13 protein-coding genes are annotated in these 13,657 nt (G+C 45.9%); all 13 read right to left on the bottom strand.

Annotated features, from left to right (window positions below; genetic code table 11):
• Positions 1-130 precede the first annotated feature (130 nt).
• On the bottom strand, positions 131-1,168 hold the full coding sequence (locus PJI16_07975) for a c-type cytochrome (protein MDT3777495.1): 1,038 nt from the start codon (positions 1,166-1,168) through the stop codon (positions 131-133).
• Positions 1,165-2,001: an ethylbenzene dehydrogenase-related protein gene (locus PJI16_07970; protein ID MDT3777494.1), complete on the bottom strand. Its 837-nt coding sequence runs from the start codon at positions 1,999-2,001 to the stop codon at positions 1,165-1,167. Before PJI16_07970 ends, PJI16_07975 begins: the two co-directional genes overlap by 4 nt.
• 44 nt (positions 2,002-2,045) lie before the next feature.
• Positions 2,046-2,771 (bottom strand): cytochrome c, encoded by a 726-nt coding sequence (locus PJI16_07965; protein ID MDT3777493.1) that lies wholly within the window; start codon positions 2,769-2,771, stop codon positions 2,046-2,048.
• Positions 2,772-2,799: 28 nt separating this feature from the next.
• Positions 2,800-3,327 (bottom strand): cytochrome c, encoded by a 528-nt coding sequence (locus PJI16_07960; GenBank protein MDT3777492.1) that lies wholly within the window; start codon positions 3,325-3,327, stop codon positions 2,800-2,802.
• Between the two features lie 171 nt (positions 3,328-3,498).
• Positions 3,499-5,361, bottom strand: a complete 1,863-nt coding sequence (locus PJI16_07955) for a cytochrome ubiquinol oxidase subunit I (protein MDT3777491.1) — start codon at positions 5,359-5,361, stop codon at positions 3,499-3,501.
• Positions 5,362-5,427: 66 nt separating this feature from the next.
• On the bottom strand, positions 5,428-6,258 hold the full coding sequence (locus tag PJI16_07950; protein ID MDT3777490.1) for a hypothetical protein: 831 nt from the start codon (positions 6,256-6,258) through the stop codon (positions 5,428-5,430).
• 79 nt (positions 6,259-6,337) lie between these two features.
• Positions 6,338-7,450, bottom strand: a complete 1,113-nt coding sequence (locus PJI16_07945) for a cytochrome bc complex cytochrome b subunit (GenBank protein MDT3777489.1) — start codon at positions 7,448-7,450, stop codon at positions 6,338-6,340.
• Positions 7,451-7,478: 28 nt separating this feature from the next.
• Positions 7,479-8,423 carry a ubiquinol-cytochrome c reductase iron-sulfur subunit gene (locus tag PJI16_07940; protein MDT3777488.1) on the bottom strand — a complete coding sequence of 315 codons (945 nt, stop codon included), beginning with the start codon at positions 8,421-8,423 and terminating at the stop codon, positions 7,479-7,481.
• Between the two features lie 25 nt (positions 8,424-8,448).
• Complete coding sequence (locus PJI16_07935; GenBank protein MDT3777487.1) at positions 8,449-9,261, bottom strand: cytochrome c; 813 nt, start codon at positions 9,259-9,261, stop codon at positions 8,449-8,451.
• Between the two features lie 24 nt (positions 9,262-9,285).
• On the bottom strand, positions 9,286-11,001 hold the full coding sequence (locus PJI16_07930) for a cytochrome ubiquinol oxidase subunit I (protein MDT3777486.1): 1,716 nt from the start codon (positions 10,999-11,001) through the stop codon (positions 9,286-9,288).
• A 38-nt stretch (positions 11,002-11,039) separates the two neighbouring features.
• Complete coding sequence (locus PJI16_07925; protein MDT3777485.1) at positions 11,040-11,588, bottom strand: c-type cytochrome; 549 nt, start codon at positions 11,586-11,588, stop codon at positions 11,040-11,042.
• A gap of 612 nt (positions 11,589-12,200) precedes the next feature.
• Positions 12,201-12,548, bottom strand: a complete 348-nt coding sequence (locus PJI16_07920; protein MDT3777484.1) for a hypothetical protein — start codon at positions 12,546-12,548, stop codon at positions 12,201-12,203.
• 86 nt (positions 12,549-12,634) lie between these two features.
• Positions 12,635-13,651: an adenosyl-hopene transferase HpnH gene (gene hpnH / locus PJI16_07915; GenBank protein MDT3777483.1), complete on the bottom strand. Its 1,017-nt coding sequence runs from the start codon at positions 13,649-13,651 to the stop codon at positions 12,635-12,637.
• Positions 13,652-13,657 lie beyond the last annotated feature (6 nt).

Genomic DNA, 13,657 nt, shown 5'->3' with positions numbered 1-13,657 from the left:
TTCCCACAATTCCTTAGAACCACCAGATTCAAACCAGGTCCTTAGCATGGATAAATGGTAGGTGAACACCTTTTTTGGCTAATGCAAGCCTAAAGGCACGCGTCTCGTGGAAAGAAGGACCGTTTTGTTTTTATTCTGAGAGGGGAACTGGATTTTCTGGTTTTGGGGCCTGGAGTGTCCCTAAATAATACGTGATTGCCTTGGCATCTTGGTCTGAAATCCCTAAATTTGGCATCCTGGTATGTTTTTTCATGGCTTGAGGATACAGAATCCACCGATAGACCCATGTAGGATTGAGGCGAAATCCTGCTCGATCTAATGCAGGACCAACCAGCCCACCTTCATCATTGAGGCTATGACATCCCTGACATCCGTATTTGTCATTATATAACTGTTTTCCCAGATTAGCTTGGACGGCACGTTCCTCTTCAGGTAAGGAGAGATCCGGTCGAGAGACCTGAGCCTTTTTAGGACGCTTTAAAAAGTTATCAACAGAGGCTTTAGCGTTTTCATATTTCTCATTCGCTGCCAGGAACGCTTCCTCTTCCGGAATCGTGACTTCTTCCGGTTCGTAATTCTCAAGCTGCTCATCTGTCAGCGTTTCTTCATAAGCAGCTTGAGCGGCCTCCGCTTTCTCGGTTGCGGCCTCAAAAGACGCTTTTGCCGTTTCCATCTCTTGCTGTGCCGCCTGGAATGCCTCATCTAATTCTTTTTTCCTGGCTTCAAAATCATAGCTCAACGACATACCATGAAGGGTCCGAACATAACCCACAATAGACCAGATTTCTTCCTCCGATAAGGTGTACTTAAATGTCGGCATGGTAGGGACGGCAAAGTAGTCCTCGTCATCTAATACTTTGGGATCGGTCGTATCTTTCATGTCCCGATAAATAGTGTGGAAAATCTCTTCATCACTAAAGGTGGACATTTCGGCATTGGATGCGAGATTTTTAGGTCTGGGGTCCGACATGCGCTCCCAATTAAAGCCTTCCCCTTGTTGTCCGGTTTCCCCATGACAATGACTACAATAATGGTTATAGAGCTTTCGGCCCTTAGAGGTTTTTTCATCCTCAAAAATTGCGCATCCAGAGAATAGCGTGAAGGTAAATCCGACAACGGCCAAACCGATGACTGTTATATCACGACCGCCTCCCGCTATCAGTTTCATACTGATTGCCCCTTTCTCAGTTTCCTTACAATCACCAGTTCGAAGGCCGCTGCGAGGGCTAAGCCCAATATAACCCAACCAAAAATGGAATTATCTGCACTCGGTTCAGCCCGAATATACCACCAAGTAGAAACGGCTTTCTGTCCACCTTTTTCCTTTACAAGACCATCCACAATGGCCCCATCCCAAAAAGCAAAGGCCACATTTCTCCATTCGCCAGGTTCTATTTGAACATCCTGCTCGTCCTCAGTTTTTAACAATCGGGTAAAGACCACTTTCCATGTCCCATTTTGCCAAACCCCTGTTGCCTGAACATCCTGGTGAGGTTGAGTTTCCAAGGTCTTAAACCCCTTCGCACTCATATCAACAGCTTGGCCACTTTCCTTTTTCCAAAACCAAATGTTTACCGGTCCACCTTCAACCTGCAGCATTTCCTGACCATGGGCAAAATGGGCTGGCTTGTCTCCAACCATAAATTCAAGTGCAGCGGCGTCCCCCGGATCTTCTGTGGGATCATCGTATTCCACTAAAATAGCCAGTTCTTGCCCATTATGAACCCCTTTAGCCTTGACTGATTTAACGGTTACTTCCTGAATTCGGGGAGGCCAATGCACCTGTGGCGCCAGATTAAATTCAGAACCAGGCACTGAATCCCATTGTGAAGAATTAGGGTCAGCGGTTGGTAAGCTGCCTTCTAATTGATACATTCGAACCGAAACACTCCCGAGTTCATCGGAAGCCGGCGGTTCGCTAGCAAATGTTTCCGTAAACCCCAGGACTCCGAACAGCCCAATAATGGATATGGCACCTAGGCTTCTTAGTCCGTTCGACATGTCATATTCTCCACTCATTTATCCACAACATGATTGGGTTATGCTTACTCTTCTTCTTCCCACGTCCGTGGGGATTGATGGGCTCCGTCATATTCACCCATTATAATTTTCCATATAAATTCTTCCGGCAATTCCTCTTCCCATCTTGGCATAGCTGACTTCCAAGGCATTCCTTCCACAGGTAATCCTACTCCACCTTTTTTAATCCTCCAGAACAAATAGGCCTCTTGTAACTGGGCAATGGTCCCAGGATCAGTAAAATCAGCTGGAGGAGGATTAAACCCAGGAGCTGCTGTGCCCTTTCCATCAAAATTAGCTCCGTGGCAAGGTGAGCAGTAGGCTGCATACAGGCCTTTACCCATCATAATGTTTTCGGGAGTTTTTGGATAAGGATTTGACAAACCAACAAACTCCCCAGGAGGTGCAGGATGAATGGTTCTATTTTCCGCAGGCGGCAGGTCGCTCGGAGCCAAACTGGAGTACGTCTGCCACCCCACCAGAAGCGGGAACATTACCAACACTGCCAATCTTGCCATATGGCCTATTCCTGATTGGCCTTGACCAGATAAAAAACGGAAGACCGGGCCCATCATCGCCTCCAAGGATGGGCCACTCATGGTCCCATAAATCATAATGCCGCTCAGGGCTAAGGCCAAATACAGGTAAATTAAACTTGCTGGAAGTGGTGCCGTAAATAACGGAAGTAAAAACTTTAAAAATATAAACACACCAGCAAGAACGATTGCTCCACTAGTAATAGGGCCTTTCATGATGTTCTCCTCAACCTGGCTATTCCCTTTAGCGATCCGCCGAATTTTCCATTTGCGATTTCAGTGGTGAAGAGACCGAAGCGACCTTTAACGAATCATCCGATTTTTGCTCGGTTTCCATAATGTCCTCAACTTTGATACTGATTGGTTCACCACTCATTTTTTGGAGGAAAGCAATGACCGAATAAATTTCCTGCTTACTTAATCCGATAGGATCCTTGTCGATATGGGGCATCTGTGCCGGATATTCTTTTGGAACACCATCATGCCTGAAGTCCAAATAAATATAGGCTTGAGGCTGAGTTAAACTTTCATAGATAAATTCCGGAGACAGTTTTGCTCCAATACCATTTAAATCTGGGCACCGGGCAGACTCACTTGGCCCGATTGAATGGCACAAGGCACATTGTCCTTTACTAAAAAATATTTTCTGCCCAATTGAAGCCAAATCATCCGGGCTTTTAACGCTGGCAAGATCGAAGGTTTCTACAGCAGGAGGCAAGGAGGCCATTTGCGGAACGCTCAAGGCAATTAAACTAAAGACTCCCAACACCATCGCGACAAAACCTAAAACCCGAAGGAACATTCCCTTAATAAAAAGCAGGATAAGAATTCCTACCCCAATGACACACATGCCTATTATTTGTAATAGCGCGACTTCACTCATGTTTCCTCACCCATGCTTTCCAAAGAAATATGGCCCTTTAGTCTTTCTCTTATTCCATTCCTATTCAAGCTTTTCCACGGCCCTTGGTGCACCACCAGCCATAGCTGGAGCCGAATGGCCAGGAATATCCACGGTAGATCCCCTTGGCGGCTGAGCTTTGGCTTTATCACCTAGTGTTGCCACCCAAAAGATAAACGCGACGATTAGACAAAACACAAAAGTGTTAAGAGACATAAATGCCGCTGCATACCCTAATGCTGGGGAATAGGCATATTCCGAGGTATCTCTCATAACACCATAAATGTGCCAATGTACTCGGGATGATGACCTGGCATACCCCATTAATGACATAAGTAAAATCACCATGACCGCATTTAAAACTAAACTATACCCTGCCCGAATAGGCATTTTACCCCACACCATTTCGGTTGTAGTTTTGGCACTTTTCATTAAAATGGCGGTTAGCGGAGTGAACGTAATCATAATGAACAGGACAATTAATACTTGTGCGACCGAAAAGTAATTAATACGAATGATGGCAGGGACGAAATACCCCCATACCCCAAGAACCACAACGGCGATTCCTGCAATGACAAGCAATCCTCCCATAATGGCTTTAGCTGCTTTTGCCCAACCTGCCGTTTCCTGTTTTCCCGCGCGCCAATACATAATAAAACTCATAAACGTGACGAGGATCATGATATTCGATACCGTCATTTTGGCAGACATCACACCGAAAACACCAAGCAAGGGATGGTGAGTCCCACCCATCTTTTGGGCTTCAGCCAAACTGGCGACCAAAGAATGCGGAGTCATCCATATTCCGAGACACAATAATAAGACGATTAACATCGCCATTACCGGTTTTTTGTATTGGTTTTCAGACCCCGGTATTCTATAGGTAATTCCCATCCAAAAATAATAGTTCGCCCCCAGGAACAGCACCCCAATCAGCATGGCTTGAAGAATAAACAGCCATGCCAAGAAACCACCCATAAGGGTAATCCCCATTTGTTGGTTGTATTGGTACACCTCACGCATAAGCCAATAGCCGGCAAAGGGAAGGGGCAACATACCGAACACCCCAATAAAATTACCGACATAACCCATCCAGTCGTAATGCTCACGCTCTTCACGGGAAACCGCCAAAAGATACCTGATGCCTGCATAAGCTCCCACGATAAATCCACCTAACACTACATTGGCGATGAGGCGATGAATATTGACCGGCATCCATGTAGGATTTTGCATAGCCATCCAAGCTCTCGACCAGGCATCTCCTTCCCCTAGCACGACAGGACTCGCTTGGAAGGTTGCCCATGAATTGGGAACCGCCATGATTCCAAGAGCAAAAAGATTCAGGAGGAATCCTAAAAAAAGATGGAATGTCTTTTTATTTCCCTGCATGTAATCCCACCCGTACCAATACATATAGAGGGTGGCGGTTTCTAGTAAGAAGAGCAGGCAATATACTAAGAAAGAAGGAAAAAACATATCGGTCAGGTAAGCCATCAACTTTGGATAAAGTCCGATCAGGAGGAACAAAAGGATCCCTCCAAAAAGGGCCGTGGTGGCATAGGCTGACGTCAAAAGCTTTGTAAATTCTTTGGCGAGCTTGTCGTACCGAGCTTCTTTCGTTTTCCAACCAACAAGTTCACAAATCCAGGCAAAAATTGGGACACCCAAAACGAAACCAGCCAGCAACAAATGCTGTTGGGCCACAATCCATATCAGATTACGGCTACCGATTCCTGGAACATCCCGATATTCCACCGACATTGCCTGAATCTCAGCACCTCCAGCCGCCATACCCAAAGCCGGAAGAAAGAGAAGGGCCAAAAAACTTGCCAATTTAAGCATTCCAGGCATTCTATTCATTCCTTGCGAAACGGTTGTATGTCCTAATTGGCCGGCCGTATTCATTCTGGCCCCCCTTCGATCGTTCATTATTTTGTTCAAGGCTACACTCCAGAAATTCCAAAACTTAGTCTAAGGTTTTCCCTCTCCCTTAACCGGAACCTGTGTATCTATCTTATTATTCTGTTTGCTTTCTTTTGGAAGGTCCTTAGATTTTACAGCTGATTCTGAATCCAATGGATTCTCTTCCTGAAGCTTTAAGACGGCAAGCTCTGCATTGGCTAGAACTTGCTCCGCTTCCATTAGTATCTTTTTTGGTTCAACTATTTCCTTTTCCTTTTTTTCAAACGTATAGACATATTCTTCATGGGGATGAGGGGTTGTTGGGGGCAGAAGAACCCAGAAAAGAAACACCAACACCACCCCTAACCCGGTAAATGCTGTTAAGAGCAGGGGCTGATCCGCTGGTATACGTAAACTATCCCAAAAATTAGCCTGGTCCACTGCGGAACCGACCACTGGCTTCGCATCCTTTACAAATGGCTGAGCAAGCCACCCTAGTCCAAACAGCCACCCGAAAAGACAGAGAATGAGCGCGACCGACGCCACACTCCCCCACATAACAAGCTCCAGACTTATCTGCTCGGCAACCGGAATGACAAAAATATTCTCTTTAATAGATTCCACAATACTGGAAACCACTGACTGAGCAGTTTCCGCTACCGTGGACACCACGAAAAGAAGGATCGGCAATGCCAAAGCACTGAAGACTGCCCATCGAATCCAAAGTTGAAGGCCAATACCAGGCCTCGGATCGACCTTCAGCCGGTCAATAAAAACGGTTCTCGCGCACAGACCAAGCGCCCAAATATCAACCGGGATGGAAACAAGTAGCAATAAAAAAAGCCCGCTCCCCTCCCAAGGGTGGATGTGTGCCGCCAGCAACAACAAGGCGACAACCATCTTTATTGGAAATCCGGTCCAGAATGTAGGCCAAAAAACAAGAAGTCCTAACTTCGTATTTGACATATGTTCCCAGAAATTAGTCTAAAAAGTGTCGGTTTATAATTGCGGACACCGTAAACACCAAAATAAAGACCATGATCACAGTCCACCCAACCAGAGCGATGGGGCGCTTAAAAATATTGCGCTCTGAATTGGTATCCAAAAAAGGCAACGCTGCTAAAAACGCCATAAAGGCACCTGGTATGGCCATAGCTCCAAGGAACTGACCAAACTCCCCGCCAAAAATTTTCAAACGCAGCAACTGAAACAAGAACAAGAAATACCACTCAGGCTCAGGATGGTAATCTCCAGGATCAGGAGTCGCCTTTTCCAGCAGCACCACTGGTTCAATGAAGGCCAGAGAACAAATGATTAAGAACACCGTGGCCATAGCTACAATATCTTTCCAGATTTGACGAGGAAAGAAATAATCTGTTTTTGCTTTAATCTCTTCAGGAGTTCCTCTGAACGGACCTGCGGGCCCGGCCTTTCTAAACAGGAAAATATGAAGGCCAGCCAGCCCCGCTAACGCAGCAGGCAAGACCATGACATGTATGACAAAGAACCGGCTCAAGGTCATTTGCCCAGGCGTAGGACCACCCTTAAGAAATCGAGCTATAAAATCACCAACAAGTGGAGTTTTATCCATAATTTCTACACCTACCACCGTTGCCCAGTAGGCGCGTTGATCCCACGGAAGAAGATAACCTGTAAAACCAAAACCCATCACAATGCCAAATAACGCCAAACCGACGAGCCAGACCAGTTCTCGCGGCTTTTTGTAGGCACCCCATAAAAATACTTGAGACATATGCGCGAAAACCATAACCACCATTGCAGAGGATCCCCAAAAATGGTAGCTCAACAGAAACCATCCGTAGTCCACCTCGTGAATGATGTACTGAGTACTCGCATAAGCATGATCCGTACTGGGGACATAGTAGAACATCAGCAGGATCCCAGTGACGACCTGAAGAATAAAGATAAATAACAACACCGAGCCAAAAGCGTAAGCCCAGCGAGAACCACCGGGAATTGGCTCATTCAGCATTTTGGCCTGAATTGTTTTCAGGCCTACTCGCTCATCAACAAATTCCACAACCTTTTCAAAAGCATTTTGTGGACTTGCGATTTGACTGTCTTCCTTCATGCGCCTTTCACCATTCCATCCTAGGCTTTTATAGAAGCCGAATTTGGTTATTTACCCCGGCTTTATACTCCACATCGATTATTTTCACTTCTCCACCCGCATCAACTTGCAGAGGGAGAACGTCGAGCGGCCTAGGTGCCGGGCCATCGATAACTTTTCCAGCCTCATCATAAATACTCAAATGGCAGGGGCATAAAAACACCCCGTCCGGAAAGTTTTTCGTCTTTCTCCATTTATACCCACAACCAAGATGAGGGCATTTCCCGGAGTAGCCGATATAGGGAGAATTGGATTTGTTTACCCAAATAACATCCCCTTTATTATCGTAAAACTTCATATCATTCCCCTGGTATACGGCTTTTTGAACTGCCGGAGTTGCCTTGACTACCCAAATATTTTTTTCAATCTGTTGCTCCGGCATAAATGCTTCTTTAAACCCACGGGTAAATTTGAATTGGAATCCAATATTCTCTTTATTCACCTTTTTGACATTGCCAACCGAAAACCAGGCATTATCGTAGGGTTTGAACATTGGCTTCATGAGATACTTCAACACAGGAAACACTAATGGCAAGGCAATTAAAGCTCCAATCGCATGTGTCATATTGGTAAAAAACGTGCGCCTTGGTACCCCTTGCTCTAAACGGGGCAAAGGAACCAAGATTTCTCCAGGTTCAACATGTAAATGATCCTCCAAATGCGCAATTTCCACTTCCTTAATTGTGACGTACTGATCTCGCTCCAGTACTGGAAATTGACCGAATTCTTCGGATGAACAACGAAGAACAATTTCCTCCTCACTCACCACCTCTTGAACCTGGCCGATAGGAATCTGGCGTTGCGCCCCGTGGCCATTCAATTCCTGAACGATAATATGACTAATTTCGTGGGAAAGTGGATCAACAATAACCTTAGAAATCTTCCCGACTTCCTTGTTCGCACACAATGCTTTTGCTGTCAATTTTGGTTGCATAGCCAGGAAAAACCTCAGATGTTGATTAATTCATTTTTATTGGCTTCGGAGTTTTAACTGATTCGTCTTTTAACGAAGCAAGAAAGGCAACAAGCGCATCAATTTCCTGGGGGAACATCAGATCTTTATACTTATCAGGCATTTTCCCTTTATCGTAATCCTTATCGAATCCTTCTGCTTTCCAACTTTTTGGATCTATAATTTTTTCCTTCAACTGTTCAGGGGTCATGAGGTTACCGATATTATCCATCTCTGGCCCACGCTTTTTCCCACCCTGGCCATACAGCTTATGGCAGTTATAGCACTCTTGAAGTTCCCATTGATCTTTCCCAAGAGCCACAAGGTCGCCTGAGGCCGCTCCACCACCTGCCGGACCTGGCGTAGACACCACCTCAACTTTGGTATCAGCTCCAAGAGAACTCAGTTGCTTGGAAATAGCTTTAGCCCGTTCATCCAATTCCTTTGCCCTGGCAATCAACTCATCCGCTTTGCCTTGTTCCGTTTGGGCGCGACGAAGTTTCAAGACTTTTTCAATTTTCCCCTTTTCATCTTCAGGGTCAAACTGAGGCAGAATCGACGCCCCGGCAATATAAAGTCCAGAAAGCAGGAGGTAAAACACCACTAAAGCCCCAACAGCCTTCACTCCTTCCAACCGTTTCATTGCCGGAGCATCTAAAAGAATAAATACCAACGCCCCTAGCATTGCATAAAGAAAAAACATGACCTGAAAGACTGGTGGGAAATGGGTAAACTTGGCCCCAACTACCAACAACACTCCAATAATGACCCCCAAGGTGGTCTTTTTCATGACACTCTTGGCAAAACTTTGGTTAGCCATTTGTTTCCTCTTTTTTCAAGCTTCTCATTTAGCTTCAGCCGGGACCGAGGATGCCAATGATGTGGCCGGTTTCGAGCTTCCAGCTTTTAGCGTGACAAGAATGGCAAAACTCACAACAGCGTAAAACACAATAGTCACCCCTGTTATCCACCATGCCGAGTATGCCAGGGTCGGCGTAAACGCTTCAGGAGTAAAATCAGGAACGAGGTTATAAACATGGTAATACTTTCGCGTCAATGAACGTACCGTGCCCATGAGGCCCATTGTCCAAATCACACTAAAGGCGAGGAATATGAGGACAAACTGTGAAGCGAAATCAATTTTTCCCCAGATGATTGTTCCTCGCTTAATTGCCCGGTTATACAACAGATAATTGACCACAGTCAGGAACACGAGTGTAAAGGCTGCAGCATTTTTCGCTGGCATAAGCGCTAACTCACTCGCCCATGACGGCAATTCCAATTCCTCAGTGGCCAGGCCTTGGGTCGGAACAAAACCATGAGGTGTCATCCAAATCGCATCTGCCACCACAATCATTAAAAAACCAACCTTAATCATGGTGAATGCCGACACCGTAAAATTCTTAAGACCGGGAACTTTCCCAAGCACAACAGGCAAAATGACCAGAATTCCTAGGACAATCAAAGACTGCCACTCAGGAGGAGGGAACATTTTCCAGGTAAATCCCATGATGGCCGGCATAAACACCACCACCACTGCAACGAATCCAGATATCCGTACCTGCTCTACACCCTGTATTCGCTTAAGACTTAACCAAATGTAATAATTACTGGCCAGAAAGATCAGGCCGATCATTGCCCCCTGCATCTCAAAAAACATCGACAATTGGTCAGCCATCATGTATGGACAAATGGAAGCGTCGTAATCACACAACTCGTAGGCCAGGAGGTAACCCATGAATGGAAGGAGCAACAGCGCCCCAACGCCGATCATGTTTCCCACAAAACCCATCCAGTCGTAATATGCGCGCTCCTCTTCTGTTTTTGATCCCATAAACATATAAGCCGCAATAAGTCCGGCAATAAACCCACCAAACGTCACATTGCCTACCAGTCGATGGAGGTTGAGGGGCATCCAGCTAAAGTTAGCCATCTTGTCCCACAAGCTGGCGGTCTGGATAAACTCAACCAATGACACGCCTTCCACAGCTTTAGCCGGCGTATTCATAAATGCGGTCGGTCCGTCAATGACAAAGAGTGTCACCGTTCCCACTATATTCAATAGGATGCCAAGAGCGATATGTCGTCCTTTTTTCGCTCCCTTCATGGAATCCCATGAATAAAAATAGGTATACAAAATTATTGTTTCAAGGATAAACAGCAGAGGGTAGATGACCGCAAAGACAAGGAAAAAATGCTTGATCAACCATGTCGAAAAGTCAGGATACGTCCCCAGGAGGACAAATATGAACAAACCTCCAGTTAAGGCTGTCATACTATACAGGATGACTGTAACCTTAATGACTTCCTTGGCCAGACGGTCATACTTCGGATCGTTATTCTTATACCCAAGCCATTCAGCTACAACCGCAAATATCGGAGCGCCTAGAATAAACGCCGCAAATAATATATGAAGTTGGGCGACAACCCATACGGCCGTTCGATTCCCCGAATAGGGAAAATCTACAAGTGGAGCATCTGGAACCTGCCCAAAGGCAGTAGCCACTCCACTTAGGCCCAACGCTAGAAATATCAATAGACTGCGATTCAGTGTTTTCAAGGGTCCCCGCCCTCCTTCTTTTTCATTCAATTCCTGGATTACTCTGCCGCTTTTTCAGGCTCTCCATCCGCAGGTGGTGCGGCAGCAGGAGCGGCACCAGCTCCTCCTGAAGGAACCCATTGACCTTTCGCAACATCATATTCCTTGCCCTTGAGCCCAAAACTGGCTTCATACGCAATTACCTTCCAAATGGCATCCTCTGAAAGTTTGCTCTTCCAAGCTTTCATCTTTGTACCAGATACCCCCTCAGACACTCGCCAAAACCATACCGCATCCGAATATAGCTCCATTTGCTCGGTTCGCCGGAAATCGCGAGCACCAGCCTTCACAGGCTTTCCATCTTTACCATGGCAACTCGCGCAATTCACATCAATATTCTGCTGACCGGTAAAAATCGCCTCCCCTTCTGCAAGGATCTCCGGATTATTCCAATAACCCGACGGCATATGTTTATCTGCATATTCCGGAGGAGCAGGAGGAGGAGGTTGCGGCGGACCTTCACCCCCACCACCACATGCTGACATCGACAGGCCCATGACAGCCAAACCACTAACTAAAAGACTTTTTACAAATTGAAACTCGTTCATTGTTCCCCCTCGTTTACCTGAATCTTGGTTTGCCAAATTCCACATTACCTCACCTAAAATTTGCCCCTCTAGACTTAAAGACCAGAATCACTCCTTCTAAAAATTACTTCTTCCGATCCTTATCTTTTTAGTGAAGGACAACCTTCTATAAAACATCAATCCTGACTCCCCGTTCTCCAAAATATCTGCCAGAGCTTCCCTCACGGAAACAACGACCGCCTCAAGGCCATTCCATCTCATTTCCACAAATTCTGACCTCAATCCAAGAATGATGGTCTACCTCTGAAGCCCATAAACAGACTGACCGGAACAATTGTTTTTTCCTATTCAAAATCCCTTGGGCTACATAGGTCTCTTGGGCCCAAAAAAGTTCAGGACTTCTATCACAGTCAGAAGCCAACCGTCAATTATTTCCTACGTTCTTGCGGGCTCTTTACCCTTTCCATGCCTGTATTTTTGGAGAATAAACAGACCAGTGAATGAGTCGAGAGAGAAAAAAAATTCCCATCCCACCTAGAATCGGATTAAATGCAAAAGCTGTTTTGAATTATTTGGATGATTCAGAACGATGAAGGGAAAACAATGCTTGCGGGAATAGTATTATTAAGATTGTTAAGAGCTGGACTCAGACTTCTTCCACTTTTGCGCCCAGTCCTCCCACGATCGACCAAACGCCGTATCTTGACCTGAAAATTCGATTCCAGCCACATCTTGGTATAAAACCATCCGAGGATGTTGATCCCCTGGCAGGAATAGCTGTATATACGGCTGAGGAGCCTCCTCCTGACGATCAAATACAAATCCCACAACCTGCTCCCCCTTTTTGAGTTGAATCGTCACATCGCCCCTATAATCAAACACGAGATTCATGGCTTCGTGCAATTCTTTCTCATTCGAAGGTTGCAGACACCGACCTTCCCAGGATTGAGGAGAACCGATTGAGGACATATCTGAATCCATAATGGCCCTATACTTCCCGCAAGGCGTTGAGACGATTACCAGATGATCGGAATTGAGGAAGGAAAAGAAAAACAAAAAATAGGAGATCACACAGCATTGGGAAACAGGGTTGCCCTAACGGTGCCGAAAAACCCACCCCATGAACTGAAGGTATCTTTCACAGCCGAAGCTTCATATCCACAATGCACCATGCAATCGCGGCATTGTTCATGTCGTCCCGATCCATAACGCTCCCACTCCGTTTCTTCCATTAATTCTCGAAAAGTGGATACGTACCCATCCTGCAATAAATAACAGGGGCGCTGCCAACCAAAAATATTGTACGTGGGATTCCCCCAAGGGGTGCATTCATACTCTCGCTTCCCCATCAGAAATTCAAGGAATAAGGGAGATTGATTGAACTGCCAACTGCGTTTTCGTTGAGCCAGCAATTGCGCAAATAACGAATGCGTTCGTTCACGGCTTAAAAAACTATGCTGATCCGGCGCCTTTTCATAACTATACCCAGGAGAGATCATCATGCCTTCCACACCCAACTCCATCATCTCATCAAAAAATCTTCTCACACGAGCAGGCGCCGCATCATTAAATAATGTCGTATTGGTCGTTACGCGAAAACCTTTAGCCAAAGCGGCTTTAATGGCTTTCACAGCAACGTCATAGACGCCATCTCGACAAACGGCATGGTCATGTTCTTCCTTGAGGCCATCCATATGGATGCTGAAGGTAAGGTATTTAGAGGGAGTGTAGTCCTGTAATTTTCTTTCAAGCAGAATGGCATTTGTACAGAGATAAACATACTTTTTCCGCCTCACAAGCCCTTCGACAATAGCTGGCATTTCAGGATGAATGAGGGGCTCTCCCCCAGGAATACTCACAATTGGCGCACCACATTCATCAGCCGCAGCCAAACATTGCTCAGGCGTCAGGCGTCGATTCAAAATATGGTCCGGGTATTGTATTTTCCCACATCCTGCACATTCCAGATTACACCGAAAGAGCGGTTCCAACATCATCACAAGAGGGTATCGCTTCACACCCCGCAAGTGCTGTGAGAGAGCATAATGAGCTACGGTGTACATTTGGGACACAGGTACCGACATTGTTAT

The organism is Nitrospira sp. MA-1, assembly GCA_032139905.1.
Lineage (GTDB): Bacteria > Nitrospirota > Nitrospiria > Nitrospirales > UBA8639 > Nitrospira_E.
This window is presented reverse-complemented; position numbering and strand designations above follow the sequence as displayed.